At 70.1% G+C, this 20,997-nt stretch carries 18 protein-coding genes; 13 read left to right on the top strand and 5 right to left on the bottom strand.

Translation table 11 applies throughout. The features are described from left to right. Nucleotides 1-998: 998 nt before the first annotated feature. A complete protein-coding gene (gene pcrA / locus SSMG_RS02505) occupies nucleotides 999-3,413 on the bottom strand; it encodes a DNA helicase PcrA (RefSeq protein WP_009072472.1) in 2,415 nt (804 codons plus the stop codon). 134 nt (nucleotides 3,414-3,547) lie between these two features. Here pcrA and SSMG_RS02500 point away from each other — a divergent pair, with 134 nt between their 5' ends. The 7 genes from SSMG_RS02500 to SSMG_RS02470 all read left to right on the top strand — a co-directional run bounded on the left by SSMG_RS02500 (nucleotide 3,548) and on the right by SSMG_RS02470 (nucleotide 10,950). After that, entirely contained in the window at nucleotides 3,548-3,982 is a 435-nt protein-coding gene (locus tag SSMG_RS02500) for a DUF1707 domain-containing protein (RefSeq protein ID WP_009072471.1), read from the top strand. Between the two features lie 164 nt (nucleotides 3,983-4,146). After that, complete coding sequence (locus tag SSMG_RS02495) at nucleotides 4,147-4,443, top strand: chorismate mutase (protein ID WP_009072470.1); 297 nt, start codon at nucleotides 4,147-4,149, stop codon at nucleotides 4,441-4,443. 57 nt (nucleotides 4,444-4,500) lie between these two features. Beyond that, nucleotides 4,501-4,806: a hypothetical protein gene (locus SSMG_RS02490; protein WP_009072469.1), complete on the top strand. Its 306-nt coding sequence runs from the start codon at nucleotides 4,501-4,503 to the stop codon at nucleotides 4,804-4,806. 347 nt (nucleotides 4,807-5,153) lie between these two features. After that, complete coding sequence (locus SSMG_RS02485) at nucleotides 5,154-6,782, top strand: hypothetical protein (RefSeq protein WP_199785760.1); 1,629 nt, start codon at nucleotides 5,154-5,156, stop codon at nucleotides 6,780-6,782. Between the two features lie 250 nt (nucleotides 6,783-7,032). Continuing rightward, on the top strand, nucleotides 7,033-7,929 hold the full coding sequence (locus SSMG_RS02480) for a hypothetical protein (protein WP_009072465.1): 897 nt from the start codon (nucleotides 7,033-7,035) through the stop codon (nucleotides 7,927-7,929). 212 nt (nucleotides 7,930-8,141) lie between these two features. Further along, on the top strand, nucleotides 8,142-9,785 hold the full coding sequence (locus SSMG_RS02475; protein ID WP_009072463.1) for a serine/threonine-protein kinase: 1,644 nt from the start codon (nucleotides 8,142-8,144) through the stop codon (nucleotides 9,783-9,785). Nucleotides 9,786-9,798: 13 nt separating this feature from the next. Continuing rightward, entirely contained in the window at nucleotides 9,799-10,950 is a 1,152-nt protein-coding gene (locus SSMG_RS02470; protein ID WP_009072462.1) for a protein kinase, read from the top strand. A 7-nt stretch (nucleotides 10,951-10,957) separates the two neighbouring features. On the opposite strand, the gene SSMG_RS02465 is transcribed toward SSMG_RS02470, so the two are convergent. Beyond that, complete coding sequence (locus SSMG_RS02465) at nucleotides 10,958-11,860, bottom strand: LysR family transcriptional regulator (protein ID WP_009072460.1); 903 nt, start codon at nucleotides 11,858-11,860, stop codon at nucleotides 10,958-10,960. Nucleotides 11,861-11,965: 105 nt separating this feature from the next. Between SSMG_RS02465 and SSMG_RS02460 the strand changes: the two genes are divergently transcribed. Next, complete coding sequence (locus tag SSMG_RS02460; protein WP_037712308.1) at nucleotides 11,966-12,874, top strand: DMT family transporter; 909 nt, start codon at nucleotides 11,966-11,968, stop codon at nucleotides 12,872-12,874. Here the strand turns inward: SSMG_RS02460 and SSMG_RS02455 are convergent. Together SSMG_RS02455 and SSMG_RS02450 are read right to left on the bottom strand one after the other, a co-directional pair. After that, nucleotides 12,871-13,539, bottom strand: a complete 669-nt coding sequence (locus SSMG_RS02455) for a response regulator transcription factor (RefSeq protein WP_009072456.1) — start codon at nucleotides 13,537-13,539, stop codon at nucleotides 12,871-12,873. The genes SSMG_RS02460 and SSMG_RS02455 overlap by 4 nt on opposite strands. A 44-nt stretch (nucleotides 13,540-13,583) precedes the next feature. Next, nucleotides 13,584-14,858, bottom strand: a complete 1,275-nt coding sequence (locus tag SSMG_RS02450; protein WP_009072455.1) for an ATP-binding protein — start codon at nucleotides 14,856-14,858, stop codon at nucleotides 13,584-13,586. 238 nt (nucleotides 14,859-15,096) lie between these two features. Here SSMG_RS02450 and SSMG_RS02445 point away from each other — a divergent pair, with 238 nt between their 5' ends. From SSMG_RS02445 to SSMG_RS02425, 5 genes are all read left to right on the top strand, one after another. Continuing rightward, nucleotides 15,097-16,557: a hypothetical protein gene (locus tag SSMG_RS02445; protein WP_009072453.1), complete on the top strand. Its 1,461-nt coding sequence runs from the start codon at nucleotides 15,097-15,099 to the stop codon at nucleotides 16,555-16,557. Between the two features lie 32 nt (nucleotides 16,558-16,589). After that, nucleotides 16,590-17,087, top strand: a complete 498-nt coding sequence (locus SSMG_RS02440) for a hypothetical protein (protein ID WP_009072452.1) — start codon at nucleotides 16,590-16,592, stop codon at nucleotides 17,085-17,087. Then, entirely contained in the window at nucleotides 17,084-17,632 is a 549-nt protein-coding gene (locus SSMG_RS43125; protein ID WP_078560684.1) for a DUF3558 family protein, read from the top strand. Before SSMG_RS02440 ends, SSMG_RS43125 begins: the two co-directional genes overlap by 4 nt. Before the next feature lie 157 nt (nucleotides 17,633-17,789). Further along, nucleotides 17,790-19,082 (top strand): PspC domain-containing protein, encoded by a 1,293-nt coding sequence (locus SSMG_RS02430; protein ID WP_037716467.1) that lies wholly within the window; start codon nucleotides 17,790-17,792, stop codon nucleotides 19,080-19,082. Next, the gene (locus tag SSMG_RS02425; RefSeq protein WP_009072450.1) at nucleotides 19,075-19,308 is read left to right on the top strand and encodes a hypothetical protein; all 234 of its coding nucleotides are present in this window, start codon (nucleotides 19,075-19,077) and stop codon (nucleotides 19,306-19,308) included. The genes SSMG_RS02430 and SSMG_RS02425 overlap by 8 nt, the downstream gene beginning before the upstream one ends. A 51-nt stretch (nucleotides 19,309-19,359) precedes the next feature. Here SSMG_RS02425 and guaA read toward each other — a convergent pair whose 3' ends face one another. Beyond that, the gene (gene guaA, locus SSMG_RS02420; RefSeq protein WP_037712303.1) at nucleotides 19,360-20,886 is read right to left on the bottom strand and encodes a glutamine-hydrolyzing GMP synthase; all 1,527 of its coding nucleotides are present in this window, start codon (nucleotides 20,884-20,886) and stop codon (nucleotides 19,360-19,362) included. Nucleotides 20,887-20,997 lie beyond the last annotated feature (111 nt).

The raw sequence follows: 20,997 nt of genomic DNA, 5'->3' as shown, positions 1-20,997 counted from the left end.
CCGTCTGGACCCAATGCGTGCTGCCGTAGCAACGCGCACCATGCCGCGGCCAGCCGTGCCACATCCCCTGGCACGTCCCGAGCTGGCCGGGTCGCCGTCCCCACAGCAACCGTCCCCGCGACTCTCCTCAAGTACTCCTGTACCCCGGCGGCAAATACCCCAAACAGCACCGCGTCCATCCCCCTGCGTCCCTTCCGCAGCCTACCGCATTTCATCGAACTTGTGTTCGATGAAGTCAAGTATGCCGGAGGGGACCGACAAGATCGACAGGTTCGCTGGGGAGTTCACTCGGTCCGGCGAAAGATGTCCGGGAGAGGGCGTCGCGGCATCGGGGCGAGAGTTGTTTGGGCAGGCCGCGAGGGTGGCAGAGCCCCGCGCGAGCAGCGTCGTGCGGAGGCCGGAGCTGCGCCATGGCAAACGGCTTCACGCAAAGCCTCGCCGGGGGAAGCGTCACGGCACCGGCACGGGCTCCGCAACGGGCCAGGGGTGCGGATGGCTCGGAGGGGCGGTCGCGCCAAGGCGGAGAGGAGCTGAGAGCGTTGCGGAATCGGCGCAGCCACTCCTCGTCGAGGCGAGTCAGCTTGGGGCGAATCGCCGCTACCGAGCGAAGATATGAAGAATCGGGTCCCAGACAACGGTTCTCGTCGGCACGGCACGGCACGGCACGGCACGGCACGGCACGGCACGGCACGGCACGGCACGGCACGGCACGGCACGGCACGGCACGGCACGGCACGGCACGGCACGGCACGGCACGGCACGGCACGGCACGGCACGGCACGGCACGGCACGGCACGGCACGGCACGGCACGGCACGGCACGGCACGGCACGGCACGGCACGGCACGGCACGGCACGGCACGGCACGGCACGGCACGGAGGATCAAACCCCCAAGGCAGCACCAACCGCAACAGCCGAAGCCGCATCAGCTACAGCCGCAGAAGCAGAAGCAGCCCTAGCCGAAGAAGCAGCAACCCTGACCGAAAAGGCAGCAGCCGTCAGAGTTTCACCATCGGTACGCTGCCGATCAGCATCAGCCGGACCTTTCCCGAAGCTCCGAAGTCGATCGTCGCCGTCGCGCGCGGGCCGATGCCGTCGCAGGAGATGACCGTGCCCAGGCCGTACTTGTCGTGGCTTACCCGGTCTCCGACGTCCAGCTTCAGCGCCACCGTGTCCTTCCACGCCTTGCCGAACGGCGAACTCGAAGACGTCGACGACGAGGACGACCGGCGGCCCCACGTGGTCGCGGCTCGGGGGCCGGACGAGGAACCCGACGAGGAGCCGAAGTTTCCGAAGCCCGGCGAGGACGGTTCCAGGCGACGCCAGTCGACGAGGTCCGGCGGAAGTTCGTCCAGGAAGCGGGAAGCCGGGTTCATCTGCGGCTGTCCCCATGCCGACCGAGTGAGGGCGCGGGACACGTAAAGGCGTTGCCGCGCACGGGTGATCGCCACGTAGGCCAGGCGGCGTTCTTCGGCCAGCTCAGCCGGATCACCCAGGGCGCGCATGTGCGGGAAGACCCCGTCTTCCCAGCCGGTGCAGAAGACGACCGGGTATTCCAGGCCCTTCGCGGTGTGCACGGTCATCAGGGTGACCACGCCCGCGCCGCCGTCGCCTTCCTCGCCGCCGTCTGGGGACGGGATCGAGTCGGCGTCCGCGACCAAGGACACCCGCTCCAGGAAAGCGGGCAGGGAGCCAGGAGCGGGGACGCCGTCGTCCAGGACCAGTTCCGCGTTTTCGTCGTTCGTGACCTCGGCGGTGAACTCGGCGAATTCGCGGGCCACCGTCACCAGTTCAGTGAGATTTTCGACGCGCGACGCGTCCTGTGGGTCGTCGGATTCCTCGAGTTCCGCGCGGTAGCCGGTGCGCTCCAGGACCGCTTCGAGCAGGTCGTGCACCTCGGTGCCGGACGACGCCATTTCCTGCAGTTCGTCCAGCAGCGTCACGAAACCGGTGATCGCCTTGGCCGAGCGCGGGTTCAGCAGCGCCACCTTGTCGTCGACCGCGTCGCGCAAGGCGGCCCAGAACGAGATTCGCTCCCGTTCCGCGTGCGTGGCCACGACTGCCTCGGCTCGATCGCCGATGCCGCGCTTGGGAACGTTGAGAATCCGCCGCAGGCTGACCGTGTCGTCCGGGTTCGCGAGGACGCGCAGGTACGCGATCATGTCCCGCACTTCGCGCCGTTCGTAGAACCGCACGCCGCCGACGACCTTGTACGGCAGGCCGAGCCGGATGAAGATTTCCTCGAACACCCGCGACTGGTTGTTGGTGCGGTAGAACACCGCGACGTCCGAGTAGTCCGCCTCGCCCTTCTCCGCCAGCGAATCGATCTCCCCGGCGACGAACGCGGCCTCGTCGTGGTCGTTGTCCGACACGTAGCCGACGATCTTCTCGCCGTCGCCCGAATCGGTCCACAGCCGCTTCGCGCGCCGGTTGGGGTTGCGGGCGATGACCGCGTTGGCCGCGGACAGGATCGTTTGCGTGGAGCGGTAGTTCTGCTCCAGCAGAATGGTGTGCGCGTTCGGGAAGTCGCGTTCGAATTCCTCGATGTTGCGGATGGTCGCGCCGCGGAAGGCGTAGATGGACTGGTCCGCGTCACCCACCACGCACAGCTCGGCGGGCTCGATCCCGGTGTCCGTGGCCTCGGTACCGGCGAGCGCGCGCACCAGGGTGTACTGCGCGTGGTTGGTGTCCTGGTACTCGTCGACCAGGACGTGCCGGAAGCGCCGCCGGTAGTACTCCGCGACGTCCGGGAACGCTTGCAGCAGCGACACTGTCCGCATGATCAGGTCGTCGAAGTCGAACGCGTTCGCGCTCGACAGCCGGCGCTGGTACTCGGCGTAGACCTCGGCGACCCGGCGCTCCAGGTCGTTGGCCGCCTTCGACGCCGCCTGTTCCGGATCGACCAGCTCGTTCTTCAGGTTCGAGATGTGCACCGCGAGCGTGCGCGCGGCGTACTTCTTCGGGTCGATGTCGAGATCGCGCGCCACGAGCGTGATGAGCCGCTTCGTGTCGTCCGAGTCGTAGATGGAGAAACTCGACGACATGTCGAGCGTTTTCGCCTCGCGGCGGAGGATCCGCACGCACATCGAGTGGAACGTGGACACCCACATCGCGTTCGCGCGCTTGCCGACGAGCGCCGCGACGCGTTCGCGCATTTCGGCGGCGGCCTTGTTGGTGAACGTGATCGCCATGATCTCGCCCGGGTGCACGCCGCGCTCGGCGAGCAGGTAGGCGATCCGGCGCGTGAGCACGCGCGTCTTGCCCGATCCGGCTCCCGCGACGACCAGCAGCGGACCTCCGGCGTGCGTCACCGCCTCGCGCTGGGCGGGGTTGAGGTCCTCGAGCAGGTCTGCGGTTCCCGGCCGGGCAGCGCGGGCGGGCGGGTCTGCGGGGAGATCGAAGAGGGTGTCCATCGTCTGTCAACGCTACCCCGGGGGTACGACAGTCCCGGAACAGCCACGGGGTCGGCCTGCGCTTGTCGACGTACGCCGCAGTGTCGCCTCGCGTCCGACGCGCAGCGAGGCCGCGGCGCGGAGCATCGAACGGTATGGACGACAAGATTCCCGCCCGGCTGAGGGCTTCCGACGGCGACCGCGAGCGCGTCGCCGAGACCATCCAGGCCGCCGGTTCCGACGGACGGCTCACTCTCGAAGAGGTGGAAGAGCGGCTGCGCACGGTCTACGCCACCCGCTACACCGACGAACTCGGCGAACTCACCGCGGACCTCCCCCGCCCGGCCCCGATCCGGCCGAGCGGCGGCGGCTGGCCGCTGACCCGGGCCGCGCTGCGCGAGCATCCGGCCTTGCGCGTGCACCTCGGCATCGTCGCCGTGCTCGCGACCTTGCTGATCGTCCGCTGGGCGATCAGCGGCGCGTTCTTCTTCTGGCCGGCGATGCCGTTGTTCTGGCTGTTCATCAGCCTGGTGCTGCACGCGCGGGTGCGGACGTTCCGGCGGCGGCCGGGCGCGCCTGTGCCATACTGAATCCGTGCGGCACAGCAACGAGCGATTTTTTTACGGGACCCGGACTCCGGCTCCCGTGATCGCGTAGTGCCCCACCCGCCATCACCCGCAGCCCCGGAGTCCACTGGACCCGGGGCTTTCGCCGTCCCTGGGCAACCGGGAGTCCGGACTTCAGAGAGGTCCCGATGAACGCGCAGACGCAGAACGCCGACGGACAGCCCGCCGAACACACCCCGGCGGGCGAGGACATCTCGTCGCTTCGCGAGGAGATCGACTGGCTCGACTCCGAAATCCTCCGGCTCGTGAAGCGCCGGGTCGAGGTGTCGAAGACCATCGGCGCGGCCCGGATGGCCGCGGGCGGCACGAAAATCGTCTACAACCGCGAGATGGACGTGCTGGCGCGCTACCGCGAACTGGGTCCGGAGGGCCGTCAGCTGGCCATGCTGCTGCTGAACCTCGGCCGCGGCAGGCTCGGCCGCTGACGCGGTATCCGGGGCATCCCCGATTCGCGCGGCGGGGAAACCGGGCAGACTGGACACATGATTAACCTCATCGCCGTCATCATCGCGATCGCGAGCGTGCTGGCGGCCCTCGGCCACGTCGGCTACCTGGCGCTGCTGAACAACGCGGCGGGCAAGCGGGCGGGCGGGGCTCCGGTGGCGCAGTACGTGCGCAGCCGCTGGGCGCTGGCCGGCGGCGCCACGGCGGCCTCGTTGTTCGCCTGGCTGCTCACTTCCGGCAACGTCGTGCTGGACATTCTCTCCATCGTCATCGCGGTCGGTAGCGGCGCGACGTCGGTGAAGGCCCTTCAGTCGACGCAGGCGAAGTACCGCAGCGGCGGCTGACGAGGCCCCGAACTGGGCAAACGCCCGGCGGCACGCTGCGCTGCGTGACGTGCCGCCCGTTCGGGCGCGCCCGGTCGAGTGAAACCGGTGCAAGTTGCAGGATGGGTGAAGACATTCGCCTGCCGGTTTCCTACTGTGAAACCCGTGAGGACCCTGGCGGCCGCGCCGGGCTATGCCCGGAGGACGCGCGGGAGCTGCGGCTCCGCGCGCCGTTCTCCGCGTGCGCGTGCATTTGCTCGGGAGTTCGCAAGTGTGGACGCAAGCGTAGTTCTCCTCGTCCCTGCTCCGTTCGGGTTGACGAGCCCCCCGGCGCCGTCACGCCTCTCTCGCGGAGGGGTCGGACCGGCATGACGGGAAACACGATGGGCGGTCCGCGGCACGCCGGCCGTCCTGGCGCGGTGCCGGACGCCGAGGTCACCGTTCCCGGACGGCACCGGGTCCGCGCCGACGGCACCTGGACCCCGGTGGTGCCGCCCCGCGCCGCCGGACATCACCGGCACCGCACCGGTTCCGCGCCCGCCGTCGCCGGCGCTCCCGCGCAGCGGGGCAGCGAGAATCCGCAGCAGCGCGGCGCACCGGCTCCGCGCGCGAACCGCGTGCCCGACGACGGGAACCGCCCGGCCCCCAACCAGCCGGTCTTCCCCAGCGCGAGCGGCACGCTGCCGATCGGCGAACCCCCGTTGCCGCAGCCGCAGCGCCGCCGGGCCGCGCCCGAGCCGCGCGGCCGCCGAACCCCCGCCGAACCCCCGCGCCGCCCAGCCGCCGCCCTGGATCGGCTGGCCGAACCGGACCAGACCGTCGTTTCTCCCCGCCGGGCCCCCGCGCCCCAGACCGCCCCGCCGGCCCGGCGGCCCGAATCCCGCGCCGCCTTCGCTCCCCCGCAGGACCGGATCCCCGAGGAGCACCTCGCTTTCGCCCCGCCGGAAAGCGCACTCCCCCAGCCGACCCGCCGCACCCGGCAGGAACGCGTCGCCACCACCTCCGCCGCGCTGGCCAACCGCACGGAAAGCCCGCGCGAACGCGTCGAGCTGAACCCGGTCGCGGAAGAACCGCCTCGGCGCCAGCGCGTCATCCTCGGCGAACCGTCCGTTTCGGCGCAGGAGAAAGAAGAACAGCAGGACGACGAGGTGCGCGTGTACTCCGCGCCGCTGGTGGACGGCCTCGGCACGTTCGACCTCGGCTCGGTGCCCGCGTCGGTCACCCCGCCGAAGACCTGGCGCAAGGCGGCGTGGTTCGCGACCGGCGCGTCCGGCGCGGTGGTCGTCGGGCTGTTGTTCGCCGGGACGTTCCTGGTCGGCGGCCCCGCCACCACGACGACCGACGCGGTCGGGGGCGGCGGCTGGCCGGGCAGGCAGAACGGCGGCAACCCGAACCTCAGCGCGCTGATCCCGAACGGGCAGCACGGCGGGGTCGGCGGCAACGTCCCGCACAACGGCTCCAGCACCAGCCCCGACGGCGTCACCTCGGACAACGGCGACGGCACGCACCCGCAGCAAGGCACCGGTCCGAGCAGTTCGGCGGGCAGCAGTTCGGCGCAGGTGACCACGTCGGCCGGCCCCGGCACCGGCAGCAGGACCTCCGCGCCGACAACGACCGGCTCCCCCTCGTCCAGCGAGCCGCCGGAGAAGCCGCCGGTCACTCCCGCTCAGCGGGAAACGAAAGAGCCGCCGTTCTACACCACCAACGACGCGAACACGATGGGGAACAACTCGGAGAAGTTCTTCAACACCGTCACCACCGACCCGTCGGAGGCCTCGTCGGTCACGTCCGGCGACCTCAAGCAGCAGGGTCCGCAGGGGCTGCGCAAGCGTTACGCCGACGTCGCGTACTTCGAGGTCAAGAAGGTCACCATCGACCCGCAGCACGGCACCACGGTCAACACGGTCGAGGTCACGCACAAGGACGGGCACAAGAGCACCGAGCAGCAGACGCTCACCTTCGACGACAACGGCAAGATCACCGACGACGGGCGCTGACCTGCAACTGTCTGCAAATGCCGATGCACGTGCGGTGCGGTGAGCGGTTGTTCCCTCGTCCGGTTGGGTGACATAAGCTGCCGTTCGTCGTACGACGGCGGCATTCCGGCGACGGAGGCTGGCGGCCGCCTGTCGGCACAGGGTTACCTGGCGACTACGAGGTCTGGGCCGACCACGAATCGCCCCGGACCGCCCGGGGGCCCCGCCACCGCGCCGGGTCCCGCCCCGAACCCCCAGAGCGAGGACTTTCGTGCTTGAACGGCAGCGAACCCGGCGAGAACCCGACGCCGTGCGCGTCGAGGACGTGATCCCGCCGGAACTGCTCGAGAACGTCGCCGAGGCCGACCGCGAATATCTCGAGCAGGTGGTCCGCGAACCGCAGAAGTACCTGCCGCCGCGCGCCCGCCGGCCGATCGTCCGCGACGAAACGCCCGTCGAGGAGCCCGAAAGCAAGCTCGCCCGCCGCGCGAAGCTGGCCGGGCTCGTCGGGGCGGGCGCGCTCGTCGCCGGCGCCGTCGTCACCGCCTCGCTGCTCACCGGCGGTCCGCGGCCCACCGTGCCGGTCGCCGGCGGAGCCGCGTTGCCCGCGGGGTTCAGCGGCGCGGCCGCGCTCGGCGGCCAGGCCGTGCCGCAGCAGCGCAAGGTCCACTCGTCCGGCGGCACGACGTCGGGGCAGAGCGAAAGCACGACGCAGTCCAAGCACACCGACTCCGCGACCACGACGCCGTTGAATTCGGGCACCACCACGCCGGAAACCACCTCCGGCACCTCGGCTTCCTCGCCGAGCGCCCCGTCGTTGGCGGAATCGCACAAGAAGTCCGCCACCTCGTCGGCGGCCGCGCCGAACCCGGTCAAGCTCGAAGCGGTACGCAAGTTCTACGCCTCGATCGACCACCAGCCGGAGAACGCGCTTTCGCTGCTCACCCCGAACGTCGCGCGCGGCGAAATGGGCGACCTGGTCCGCGCGTGGAGCGGGGCCGACTCGATCGACGTCCAGGAACTGCACGTCCAGGACGACGGTTCGGTCTTCGCCGTGGCGCTCGTCCACCAGGCCGACGGCACGCTGGTGCGCGTGACCCAATTGTTCGACGTCGTCGAGCAGGATGTGATCTCCCAGGCTCGCGTCCTGTCCGCGGTCTACTCCTGACCTGCGCGAACGTGGTGATGCCGGGTCGGGGCACGTGTACCGCGTGCATGTGCGCAGAGTGAGCGCCTAGCCTTGTCACGGGTCGGTCTCGGCAAAACCGGCACACGGTCCACAGCAGGTGCCTACGCTCCGGTGCTGCGGCGGGTTCGAACTCACCCCTTCGGGGTAGACAAGTCCCGCTCTGGGAAGTCGGAGCCCCAAAGGGAGGTCGCGTGAGCGACGAGGGTCGTCTGGTCGCCGGCCGGTACCGGATCGTCGGGAAAATCGGTTCCGGCGCGATGGGGGCTGTCTGGCGCGCCCACGACGAGGTGCTGGGCCGTACGGTCGCCATCAAGCAGCTGCTTCTCCAGCCCGGGCTCGAGAACCACGAGGCGGAGGACGCCCGGCAGCGCACCATGCGCGAGGGCCGGATCGCCGCCCGGCTGCACCATCCGAACGCGATCACCGTGTTCGACGTCGTCACCGACGACAACGGCCAGCCCTGCCTGATCATGGAATACCTGGCTTCCACCAGCCTGGCGCAGGTGCTGCAGGAGAAAGGCACCCTGCCGCCGCTGGAGGTCGCCCGGATCGGCGCGCAGATCGCCGCCGCCCTGCGCGAGGCGCACGCGGTCGGCATCGTGCACCGCGACATCAAGCCGGGCAACATCCTGCTCGCCGGCAACGGCACGGTGAAGATCACCGACTTCGGCATCTCCCGGGCCAAGGACGACGTCACGGTCACCAAGACCGGGATGATCGCCGGCACCCCCGCTTACCTGGCTCCCGAGGTCGCGATCGGCGGCGACCCCGGTCCCGAATCGGACGTCTTTTCGCTCGGCTCCACGCTGTACGCCGCGTGCGAGGGCCAGCCGCCGTTCGGCCTGTCCGAGAACACGCTGAGCCTGCTGCACGCGGTCGCCGCGGGGCAGATCAACCCGCCGCGGCAGTCCGGTCCGCTGGCGAGCGTGCTCGCGGTGCTGCTGCACCCGGAGACCCAGCACCGGCCCACCGCCGAGGAATGCGAGGAGCTGCTGTCCGCGGTCGCGCGCGGCGAGACCCCGCTCGGCGGCCCGGCCGACGAGACGATGATGGCCTCGTCCTCGGGCACTCTCGGCGCGGCCGCGCTCGGTGCGGCGGGCGGCGCGGCTGCCGCAGGTCTGCTGCATCCCGACGACGAGCAGGCCGGCCACTCCGGCACGCTGCTCGACGACCCGGGCGTCACCCAGCAGTACGACCCGAGCGCGCAGCAGTACTACGACGAGGACCCGTACCCGCCGGGCTCCGGCTACCCGGAGAACGACTACGACGACCACGGCTACCAGCAGGACGGCTACCACCAGGAGCCGCCGCTCTACGGCGACCCGAGCCGCAACGGCCTCGCCGCCACGCGCGCGGTCCCCGTCCCGGACCGCTACGAGGACGACCCGTACGAGGAGCCCGCGCCGCGGACCCGCGTGCAGACCGCGCCCGAGGACGAAGAGGACGAGAAACCCGGCGCGTGGAAGAAGCCCGCGATCATCGGTGCCATCGTGGTCATCGGCCTGGTCGCGCTGGGCGTGTGGCTGCTGACCCCGGGCAACCCGCCCGACGCTTCGCAGCCGGCGCCGCCTGCTTCGTCGTCCGCGGTCGCGCCGACGTCCGTCACACAGCCGCCTTCGGAAGCAACCACCACGTCCCCGCCTACGTCTTTCCGGGAAAGCGCGACCCGCGAGACCCAGTCGACGCGACACTCGCGGCGGCCTACTACTGCGGAGGACACTCCGACGCAGGAACAGCCCACGAAGACACGGGACAGCACTGCCGACAAGCCGACCAGCTCGAAGCAAACGGCATCGTCGGCGCCAACGACGGCCAGTTCGGCCAGCGGCGGATGATTCAGGGACAGCATTGAGTTCAGAAGGCAGCATCGTCGGCGAGCGGTACCGGCTCGACCAGCCGATCGGGCGCGGCCGCGCGGGCATCGTGTGGCTCGCGTTCGACACGCGGCTGTTCCGGACCGTCGCCGTCAAACGCATGTACCTGCCCGTCGGCCTGCCGCCGGACCGTGCCGAACAGGCGCGCGCGATGGCGATGGAAGAGGGCAAGGCCGCGGCCCGGATCGACCATCCGTGCGCGATCACGGTGTACGACGTGCTGCCCGACGGCCCGGACGTGTGGCTGGTGATGGAGTACATCCCGTCGCGCGGGATGTCGGTGTTCCTCGCCGAACACGGCCGCCTCACTCCGGAACAGGCCGCGTTCCTCGGCATCCAGCTCGGCGACGCGATGGCGTCGATTCACTCGGCGGGCATCGTCCACCGGACGCTCGAACCGAACACTGTGCTGCTCGCCGACGACGGCAGCGTCAAGCTGACCGACATCGGCATCACCGGCGGCGGTCCGCACGCCGCTTACCGGGCGCCTGAGGTCACCCGCGGCGCGCCTCCGTCTGCAGCTGCAGACGTGTTCTCCCTTGGCGCGACGCTGTACACGGCGGTCGAGGGTGTGCCGCCGTTCGGCGACGACGGCAAGTCCCCCGAGCGGCCGCCCGAGAACGCGGGCCCGCTCGCCGGCGCGTTGCAGAAGATGCTGCGCGCCGACCCGGCTGCCCGGCCGACCATGGACGACACCGTGCACGCGCTGAAGGCGATCACTGTCGGACGCGAGCAGACCGCGTTCATCCCGCCGACCGCGCCCGCGCTGCCGACCCTTCCGGCGTCGCGGCCGATGGCGGCGCAGCAGCCGAACGTTCCGGAGCCAACCCAGCAGATCCAGCCGAACGCCACGCAGCACATCCTCCCGCCGCAGCCGCCGCAGCAACCGGCTCCGTTGATGCAGCTTCCGGTCCAGCAGGTGCCGCAGGCTCCCGCACCGGCGCAGCCGATGCAGCCGATGCAGCAGCCGACCGCCCGGTACACGCCCACTCCGGCGCAGCAGGCCGCGTCCGCGCAGGCGGTCCGGGAGAAGGCGGCGGCGCGACGGCGGATCATCCTCACCGTCGCGGCGATCCTGTGCGCGATCCTGATCGGGATCGGCGTCTCGCAGCTGCTGTTCGTCTGAGCCAGCGTCAGGCGACGTTCTCGATCGCCTCTTGCATGGCTTCGAGGAACGTCTGCACGGCCGGACTGCCCGCCACGCGCGCGGCCACCGCGGCGTGAATGTGCCTGCTCGGCTGCGGATTGCGGATACGCCGCACCACCACGCCCGGATGCGGCGTGCCGAGCCCCAGCTCCGGCACCAGCCCGACGCCGAGCCCGGCGGCGATGAACCCTTGCGCCGACGGATAGTCCTCGGACTCGACCACGACGTTCGGATGGAACCCGGCCGACGCGCAGGCGCCCTCCAGGATCGCGCGGCAGGCGCCGGGGATCGGGTCGACGCCGACCCACGGTTCCTCGGCGAGGTCGGCCAGGTCGAGGACGCGTTTGCGGGCCAGCCGGTGCGCCCGCGGCAGCACCGCGCGGTACGGATCGTCGAGCAGCGGCACCAGCTCGATGCCCCGGCTCGGCTCGGACGGCCGCGGGTAGACGATGATCGCCAGGTCGGCGCGGCCTTCCTCGACCTCGGTGAGCGGGTCGCCCGGGTCGATGAGCTTGAGGTCGAGCCACACGCCGGGATGTTCGCGGCGCAGCGCGGCCACCGCGTACGGCACCATCGTCGCGCCCGCGGTGGCGAAGTAGCGGATGGCGAGCTTGCCGGTGCGGCCTTCCTTCAGCTCGGTGAGCGCGGCCTCGGCTCGGGCCAGCTCCGCGCTGAGCGTCTCGGCGTGTTCGGACAGCAGAGTCCCGGCCGGGGTCGGCTGGACGCCGCGGCCGACGCGTTCGAGCAATGGCGTGCCCGCTTCGCGTTCGAGCACCGCCAGCTGCTGGCTGATCGCCGACGGCGTGTAGCCGAGATTCCTCGCCGCGGCAGTGATCGAACCGCTCGTGATCACCGCGCGCAGCACCTGCATGCGCCGTACATCGAGCATGGCCGCAATCCTACAGCTTTGCTTAAGCGTCCCTGCAGTTATTTTCGCTTGTCCTTACACCTCGGCGCGGCAAAGCTGGCTAGCGAGGCGAAGGAGGAACCTGGGGTGGGCGAGACGAAGACGCTGCTGAGGATCGCGGCGCTCGCGTTGATGTGGGGTTCGAGCTTTTTCTGGATCAAGCTCGGGCTCGAAGCGTTTTCTCCCGTGCAGCTGGTGCTCGCGCGGCTTGTGCTGGGCGCGGCGGTGCTGCTCGCGCTGTGCCTGATCGGCCGCCGGAGCCTGCCCGCGCAACGGAGTACCTGGGGGCATCTGCTCGTCGCGGCGTTCTTTCACAATGCCTTGCCCTTCCTGCTTTTCGCGGTCGGCGAGACCACTGTGGACTCCGGCATCACCGGGGTGCTGAACTCGACCACCCCGTTGTGGGTGCTCGTGGCGGCCCCGTTCCTGGGGGCGGCGAACCGGATGACCGCGACGCGGATCGCCGGTCTGGTGATCGGCCTCGCCGGGATTCTGCTGATTTTCGCGCCGTGGCAGGCGTCCGGGCTGCTCAGCTGGGGCGCGCTGGCCTGCCTCGCCGCCGCGGCGAGCTACGGGTTCGCGTTCGTCTACGAAGGCCGGTACCTGTCGAACACCGGCTCCTCGCCGTACGCGATCGCGGCCGGGCAAATGCTGCTGGCCACCGGATTTCTGGTGCTGGCCATGCCGTTCGGCGGGCTGACGCCGGTGCACCTGAGCCCGGTGGCGATGATCGCGGTGGTCATCCTCGGCCTCGGTTCGACCGGGATCGCGTTCGCGCTCAACTATCAGCTGCTGGCGAGCGAAGGCGCGGTGGCCGCGTCGGTGGTCGGCTATCTGCTGCCGGTCGTGTCCGTGCTGCTGGGCGCGGTGTTCTTGCACGAGCAGCTGAACCTGCGCGTGATCGCGGGCATGGTCGTGGTGCTGCTCGGCGTCGCGTTGACGCGGCTGCAGCGCAAACCGGCGGTGGCCCCGGAAGAGGAACTGACTCCGGCCTAGACGAGACGGCGGTCCGAGGCCCAGCGGGACAGCTCGTAGCGGTTCGACAGCTGGGTCTTGCGCAGGACGCTCGACACGTGCGTCTCCACCGTCTTCACCGAGATGAACAGCTCGGACGCGATTTCCTTGTACGCGTAACCACGGGCGAGCAGGCGCAGGACGTCGCGCTCGCGCGGGGTGAGCAGGTCCAGTTCGGGGTCGTTGATCGGCGCGGAGCCGGGACGGTCGGCGAAGGCGTCGAGGACGAATCCGGCCAGGCGCGGGGAAAACACCGCGTCGCCGTCAGCGACCCGGACGACCGCACGGACGAGTTCCTTCGACGAGATCGTCTTGGTGACGTAGCCGCGCGCGCCGGCGCGGATCACCGCGATGACGTCCTCGGCGGCGTCGGACACCGACAGCGCGAGGAACACGACATCCGGCAGCTCCGGGCGCACGCGGCGCAGCACCTCGGCACCGCCGCCGTCGGGCATGTGGACGTCGAGCAGCACGACCTGCGGGCGGGTGCGCGCGATGCCGGCGACCGCTTCCGCGACTGACCCGGCCTCGCCGACGACCTGCACCTCGTCGGTGATCGAATCGAGTTCCGTGCGCACTCCCGCACGGAACAACGCGTGGTCGTCCACGAGGAAGACCTTGACCGGTTCCCGCTGGCTCTCCGTCACGACTGCCCACTCCCTCGCTTCGCCTGTCCCCGAGCATAGCGAGGTCATGCCACCCCTTTGCCCGCCTTCACCGGCATGGCGAGCTGGACTTCGGTGCCTTCGCCGGGCGCGGTGCGCAGCTTGCAGGTGCCGCCGTGGCGTTCCATCCGGCCGCGGATCGAGTCGGCGAGGCCGTGCCGGTCGGCGGGCACGACGTCCGGGTCGAAGCCCTTGCCCCGGTCGCGCACGAACACGGTGACCTCGGTGGGCTCGACCTCGGCGAACACGCTGACCTCGGCGACCCCGGCGTGCTTGGCCGCGTTGACGATCGCCTCGCGCGCGGCCTGCACCAGGGCGGTGAGCGGCGGGTTCAGCTCGGCGTCGCCGACCACGACCTGGCCGACCGAGATCGCGAACTGGTCCTCGACCTCGCCGCACGCCGCGGCGAGCGCCTCGGACAGCTGCTGGCGGGTGCCCTCTTCCTCTTCTTTGGTGCGCTTGTCGCTGGGCTTGCCGTAGCCGCCGGGGCCGTACAGCCAGCCGCGCAGCTCGCGTTCCTGGCCGCGGGCGAGGCGCGCGACCTCGGCGGGCTGGTCGGCCTGGCGCTGGATCAGCGCGAGGGTCTGCAGCACGGAGTCGTGCAGGTGCGCGGCGATCTCGGCGCGTTCGTCGGTGCGGATGCGGGCCTGGCGTTCCTCGCCGAGGTCGCGTACCAGCCGCAGCCAGAACGGGACGGTGAGGACGGCGACGCCGATCAGCGTCGCGAGCACCGCGATCAGGGCGAACTTGACCTGGTCGAAGTCGCCGCTGGCGAACACGACGAAACCGATGCCGGTGGCCACCAGCGCGACCCCGGCGAGGATCCGGACGAACGCCGCGAGCCTGCCGCCCTCGCCGACCAGCCCGTCGCGGGCCCCGACGCGCCAGCGCCGCCGCTGCGATTCGTCCGCCTCCCGCCAGACGACGGCCGCACCGAGCGCGGCGAGCGCGATCGGCACCGCGACCCAGCCGCGGATGGCGCCGGTGAGCGTGCTGCTGGCGATCGCGAGCCCGATGCCGAGCGCGATCAGCCCGTACGCCTGCTGCCGGTCGCGGGCCTTGGGCGCGGTTTCGCTTTCCTCGGAACTCTGCGGCACGAAAACCCAGAGCAGGCCGTAGGCGAGCAGGCCCGCCCCGTTGAGCGCGGCCAGCAACGCGAACACGACGCGGACCCAGACGACCGGAACCCGGAGGTGGTCGGCGAGCCCGCTCGCGACGCCCGCGACGGCCCGCCCGGAGCGCCGCCGGTACATCTTGGGCCGCGCTTCGGGTTCGGCGACCTCCATCGCCGGGGCGGACATGAGTGCCGAGGGCTCCTCCGCGGTCGAGGAAACCCGCCCTGGGGCACTGATGTCGAGAAAGTCCTGCACGAGTCCCATCGTCACACGCGGGAGCGGCGCGGACATCGGGGAAGGCCCTGATCCATTCCCCCAGATGGCCGCGCGGGCGAAATTCCGCGAACCCTCCTGCCGCCCGCCGGGACTCGGTACGATGCAGGGGGCGAGCGATCACAGTGCGTAAACGGGGCGGGGAGGCCGGATGACCGAGCAGCATCGCGCGGAGCACGTCGAGTCCGCGGGCGATTACTACGCCCGGACGCAGAACGTGCACCAGATTTTCGCGGTCGGCGAGGACTCGCCGGAGACGCGCAGCGCGACTGAGCGGGATGCCTCGCAGTACTCGGTCCAGCAGGGGCAGCAGCTGCTCCAGGGTCAGCAGACCAGGGGCGACGCGCCGGCACCGGACGCGAACTACGCGTCGTACAGCCACGAAGACCTGCACAAAATGGTCAACGAGGGCTTGGACTTCAAGGGCATCAACGAACGCAGCCGCGTGACGAACTTCTACGGCAACTGGCTCGCCGACGTGTCCAACCAGTTCCGCGCCGCGGCCAGTACCGCGGGTGCGGAGTGGCAGGGCACGGCCGCGACGCAAGCGCATTCGTTCTTCCAGAGCACGGCCGATCACACGGAGAAAACCGGCAGCGCGATGCAGCTGGTGTCGAACCGGTACTCCCAGCAATCCGCGGCGGCCGATTACGCGCACAAGAACATGCCGGAGCCGACCGGGTTCGACCAGAAGGCCGAGATGGCCAAGGCGACGGAGCAGTTCCAGAACGGCAACCCGCTGCAGGGCGTGATCGCGATGGGCGACGTGGCGGCCACGCAGCAACAGGCCGACGCGGCGCATCAGCAGGCGGTCCAGGTGATGCATGGGTTGGACACGACGTATCACGAGACGTCGGCTACGCAGCCGGTTTACTCGCCGCCGCCGCAGATGAACAACGACAGCACTCATGCGAGCAGTGCTTCGCCGGTGACTGTGCCCGGCGGGACGTCGAGCGGGCCTTATGCCGGGCCTGGCGGTCCGGTTACCGGCGGGCCAGCGACTGGCTTCAACGGCACGAATCCGCCGTTGGGCGGTCCAGCTATGAACACTTTCGGCCCGCCGGCCGGAGGAACCCCCGGCGTGCCTCCGGCCGGAGTGCCCTACGGCCCCGGGCCGGGCGTAACCAGCGGCACCGGGCCGCTCGGCAACACCGGCCTCACCGGGGGCGGCAACAACCTGCGCACGCCGCCGAACATCGGCGGCCGGCTCTCTCCGGAGGGACTCGCTTTAGGCGGAGGCGGCGGTGGGAACTCCGGCTCCGGTGAGGACACTCCGCGCAGCCGGTCGGGAGGCGGTGCTGGCCGGGGCGGTGCCGGTGGCCGGGTGACTGGCGGGGCTGGTTCGGGTGGTTCCGGAAAGCCCGGCGAGTCCAGTGGCAAGGGTGCCGCCGAACGGCTTGAGCGCGGCGCTACTGCCGCCGCGAACGCTGGAAAGGGCGGGAAACCGGGTGCCGCTGGTGCTGGTGCGGCGGGTGCCGGGAAGAAGAAGGAAGAGGACAAGGAACACAAGAACAAGATCCCGACGCAGATCGATCCGGACGAGGTCTTCGAGGTCAAGCCGGAGCGGGGACCGGACGGGGAGAAGATCACGCCCCCGGTTCTCGGCGGCTGACCCCTTCCTTCGAGCAGACCTAGGAGCAACCGATGGCAGACATCGTTTGGGACCAGAAGCCGGTGGCCGGAAGCTCTCCCGCCGCGGGCACGGCGGGCAACGACTTCCTGGCCGGGCTGACCGAAGGCCCGGGTAGCCATGAGGCCGCGCAGAAGATGAAGACGGCCGGGAACACACTGAAGACGTTGGCGCAGAACGGGTCGTTCGCGGTGAATGAGGAGGGGTTCCGCGCGTACATGGCGGCGTGCGACTTCTTCCTGAGCGGGCACAACCGGATGCTCGACGAGATGTATACACTCACCAAAGCCGCAGAAATGGGCAATTTCGACTACGGGAGATCCGTCGCGAAATTCAATGTCCAAGTAGCAAACGGCGACCACGAGGCAATGATCCCCAACCTCATCCTCATGAGAGAGGCCGTCTACGCCGCCCAAGAAGCTCTCTCCATCGCGCGGAAAAACTATCGCGAAACCGAAAGCGCACATTCGGTGTCCTTTGCTGAACTCAACAAGAAAATTGACAGCCAGTGAAATTTCGGACCCCGAAAGCCGCTCTTCTGCTCGGCTCAGCAGCGTTGGCTCTGACCGCATGCGGCAGCACCGTCGACGGCACCGCCCAGCCCAGCGGGACCGCCCCGGCTACTCCCCATCCCTCCGCCTCGTCCGGAAATCCCTTTTCCGACAGAAATCAATGCGCGCTCCTGGACCAGATCCTCAGCGGTGCAGGATTCCCTAAAGCAGCCCCGTCGATAGCACAAGGCCAAAAAGCCTGCGTAACCCAAAAAGCCAGCGGCGGAATAAATGCCACTTCTATCGGACTCCTCTTGCAAGAAGGACAACGCTACACGGATAACATCAACAATCCCGGAAAGGCGCGCAGCGGAACGCTTAACGGGCGCTCGTTCATCGAAGAACGCGAACCGCTGGGGTCGAGCGGCCAATGCTCGATTTCCATGTCAGTCGAGTCCAGTTCGCGCGCGATCATCATCGTGACCGGCGGCAACGACACCGCCGCGTCCTGCGGTACGGCCGAAGACCTGACCAAGAAATTGGACCCCCTCCTGCCCAAGGGGTGACCCTTCCCTCCCCGCGACCTGGGCGCCAATCCCACGCGGTCTTTGCCTGAGAGCTGACATCGCCGACCCCCGTCCCTCAGCAAGGGACCCATCTCGGGGATAACCTCAGGGACCTTCCCCGATGTGCCGCCCCCGCCAGTCGACCATGCTGTACGGCATGAGTGGTGCGAACGACGTGCGGCCTCCGCGCACGAACCCCCTGAACGGGTTCGAGGAGACCGTCAAGGACTTCTGGGCCAGCAGGCCTCGGCGGCCGCACTCGGGTCGGAAGGTTGCTGGGGTCGCGGCTGGGCTGGGGGATCGCTACGGGATCGATCCGGTGGTGATCCGGGTCGCGTTGGCGGCGGCGACCGTGTTCGGGGGGTTCGGGCTGGTGCTTTACCTGCTCGGGTGGTTGTTCTTCCCCTCCGAGGGCGACGAGGTTTCCGGCTTCGAGGCGTTGCTCGGGCGCGGGCAGTCGAGCATGACGAAGGCCTTCGCGGCCGTGTTGACCGTCGCGTTGATTCCGGTCGTCGGGTGGACCTTCGGCGGCGGCTGGTTCGACGGCGGCGGCCTGATCGGGTTCGCGTTGCTCGCCACGTGCCTTTATCTCCTGCATCGCACCCGCGGGCAGGACAACCGACCGGCGCCGGTCGTCGCGTTCGCGGCGGACGGAACCGCTTCCGGAACCGGAGCTTTCACGATGAACAGCGACACCCCGACTCCCGCGGCGGCGGCACCGGGCTGGGATCCGCTGGCCGCCGACCCGGCGGGCTGGGATCTGCCCGACCCGGCCGCACCGCCGCCTCCGCCGCCGCCGAGCGGGGACTACAACAACTCCGTGCCGAGGACGCCGCGGCGGCGGTCCAAGATCGGCGCCGCCACGCTCGGGGTCGCGGTGATCGTGGCGGGCATCGGCGTCGCGCTCTCGCTGAACGGGTTCGACTGGTTCTCGCTGCGGCACATCATCGGCATGACGCTCGCCGTGCTGGGCGTCGGGCTCGTGGCCGGGGCGTTCGCTCGCGGCGCGCGCGGCCTGATCGGGCTCGCGATCCCGCTGTCGATCGCCGGGATGGTGCTCACGACCAGCACGTTCGACAACCTCGACGTGCGCGGCGGGGTCGGCGACCTGTACGCCACCCCGCGGACGGCGGCCGAACTGCAGCCGGTGTACCGGCACACCGCGGGCAACATGAAGATCGACCTGACCCAGCTGGTCGCGAGCGAACCGGTCACCACGACGGTCTCCAACGGGGCCGGGAACACCGAGGTCATCGTGCCGCGCACCGCGGACGTCACCTTCACCTGCGAGAACAGCGCCGGCGAGGTCGACTGCCTGAACCGCACGTCCAACGGGGTCGGCCAGCCGGCCATCACGGGGACTGACAACGGCGACGACAACGTCGGCGGACAGAAGATCACGCTCCACGTCACCAACGGCGTGGGCCAGGTGGAGGTGCGCCGTGGCTGAGAACCCGTACTCCTACGACGAGCCCGAAGCCCCGGCCTGCCGCCGCCGCGGGGTCGACTGGATCACGCTGATCGTCGGGGTCGCGACGCTGCTGGTGTCCGGCTACGTCCTCACCGACGGCTCCAGCTGGCTGCCGACCTTCGACTTCCGCTGGATCATCGCGGGCGGCGCGGTGTTCTGCGGGATCCTGATGCTCGGCGCGTCGTTCCGCAACCGACGGCCGTAACGAAGCGACAAAAAAGCGGGGCCCGGCAAGTCCGGGCCCCGCTTTTTCATGTCATTCCCATTCGATGGTGCCCGGCGGCTTGCTCGTCACGTCCAGCACCACGCGGTTGACCTCGGACACCTCGTTCGTGATCCGGGTCGAGATCCGCTCCAGCACCTCGTACGGCAGCCGCGTCCAGTCGGCGGTCATCGCGTCCTCCGACGACACCGGGCGCAGCACGATCGGGTGGCCGTAGGTCCGGCCGTCGCCCTGGACGCCGACGCTGCGGACGTCCGCGAGCAGCACCACCGGGCACTGCCAGATCTCCTGGTCCAGCCCGGCCGCCGTCAGCTCCTCGCGGGCGATCGCGTCGGCCTCGCGCAGGGTCTCCAGCCGGTCCGCGGTCACCTCGCCGATGATCCGGATGCCGAGGCCCGGCCCGGGGAACGGCTGGCGCTGCACGATCGTCTCCGGCAGGCCCAGTTCGAGCCCGACCCGGCGGACCTCGTCCTTGAACAGCAGCCGCAGCGGTTCGACCAGCTCGAACTGCAGGTCGTCGGGCAGGCCTCCGACGTTGTGGTGGCTCTTGATGTTCGCGGTGCCCTCGCCGCCGCCGGATTCGACGACGTCCGGGTACAGCGTGCCCTGCACGAGGAAGCGGTAGTCGCCCTGTGCCTTGAGGTCGCGTTCGGCCTGCTCGAACACGCGGATGAACTCGCGGCCGATGATCTTGCGCTTCTGCTCCGGGTCGGTGACGCCGGCCAGCGCGTTCAGGAACCGCTCGCGCGCGTCGACGGTGACCAGGTTGACGCCCGTCGCGGCCACGAAATCGCGCTCCACCTGGGTGCGCTCGCCCGCGCGCAGCAGGCCGTGGTCGACGAACACGCAGGTCAGCCGGTCGCCGATGGCGCGCTGCACGAGCGCGGCCGCGACCGCGGAGTCGACGCCGCCGGACAGGCCGCAGATCGCGCGTCCGTCGCCGATCTGCGCGGCGACCGCGGCGACCTGTTCGTCCACAATGGACGAAGTGGTCCAGCCGGGCCGGACGCCGGCGATCTCGTACAGGAACCGGCGCAGCACCTCCTGGCCGTGCGGCGAATGCGCCACCTCCGGGTGGTACTGCACGCCCGCGAAGCGCCGCTCGACGTCCTCGAACCCGGCGACCTCGGCGCCGTCGGAGCTGGCCGTGACGACCGAGCCCTCGGGAGCCTTGGTGACGCTGTCGTTGTGGCTCATCCACGCCGTCTGGTGGCCGGGCAGCCCGGTGTGCAGGACGCCGCCCTCGCCGACGATCCGCACGTCGGTGCGGCCGAACTCGCGCACGCCGGTCGGCTCGACGACACCGCCGAGCGCGCGGGCGAGCAGCTGGTGGCCGTAGCAGATGCCGAGGATCGGCACGCCGGCTTCGACCAGCTTCGGGTCCATCGCGGGGGCGCCCTCGGCGTACACGCTCGACGGGCCGCCGGACAGGATGATCGCGGACGGGTTCTTGGCCAGCAGTTCCTCGGCGGTCGAGCTCGACGGCACGACCTCGGAGAAAATCTGCGCCTCGCGCACGCGACGGGCGATCAGCTGCGCGTACTGCGCCCCGAAGTCCATGACGAGTACCGGACCGGTGGGAGTGGCCACCCAAGACCTCCAGGTATCAGCGCTTTTGCCACCATCGTCCCAGGTGGGCCCCGTCACGTCGGCAATGCCCCCGGAATGAGG

It is taken from the genome of Streptomyces sp. AA4 (assembly GCF_000158875.1).
GTDB lineage: Bacteria > Actinomycetota > Actinomycetes > Mycobacteriales > Pseudonocardiaceae > Amycolatopsis.
The sequence above is the reverse complement of the archived record's forward strand: the minus strand, read 5'-3'. Positions and strand labels throughout refer to the sequence as shown.

What these genes read in the sequence shown, in the direction of transcription:
- pcrA (WP_009072472.1), bottom strand. Translation starts at nt 3,413, where the DNA reads ATGGACACCCTCTTCGATCTCCCCGCAGACCCGCCCGCCCGCGCTGCC.
- SSMG_RS02500 (WP_009072471.1), top strand. Translation starts at nt 3,548, where the DNA reads ATGGACGACAAGATTCCCGCCCGGCTGAGGGCTTCCGACGGCGACCGC.
- SSMG_RS02495 (WP_009072470.1), top strand. Translation starts at nt 4,147, where the DNA reads ATGAACGCGCAGACGCAGAACGCCGACGGACAGCCCGCCGAACACACC.
- SSMG_RS02490 (WP_009072469.1), top strand. Translation starts at nt 4,501, where the DNA reads ATGATTAACCTCATCGCCGTCATCATCGCGATCGCGAGCGTGCTGGCG.
- SSMG_RS02485 (WP_199785760.1), top strand. Translation starts at nt 5,154, where the DNA reads ATGACGGGAAACACGATGGGCGGTCCGCGGCACGCCGGCCGTCCTGGC.
- SSMG_RS02465 (WP_009072460.1), bottom strand. Translation starts at nt 11,860, where the DNA reads ATGCTCGATGTACGGCGCATGCAGGTGCTGCGCGCGGTGATCACGAGC.
- SSMG_RS02450 (WP_009072455.1), bottom strand. Translation starts at nt 14,858, where the DNA reads ATGTCCGCCCCGGCGATGGAGGTCGCCGAACCCGAAGCGCGGCCCAAG.
- SSMG_RS02445 (WP_009072453.1), top strand. Translation starts at nt 15,097, where the DNA reads ATGACCGAGCAGCATCGCGCGGAGCACGTCGAGTCCGCGGGCGATTAC.
- SSMG_RS02440 (WP_009072452.1), top strand. Translation starts at nt 16,590, where the DNA reads ATGGCAGACATCGTTTGGGACCAGAAGCCGGTGGCCGGAAGCTCTCCC.
- SSMG_RS02430 (WP_037716467.1), top strand. Translation starts at nt 17,790, where the DNA reads ATGAGTGGTGCGAACGACGTGCGGCCTCCGCGCACGAACCCCCTGAAC.
- guaA (WP_037712303.1), bottom strand. Translation starts at nt 20,886, where the DNA reads ATGGACTTCGGGGCGCAGTACGCGCAGCTGATCGCCCGTCGCGTGCGC.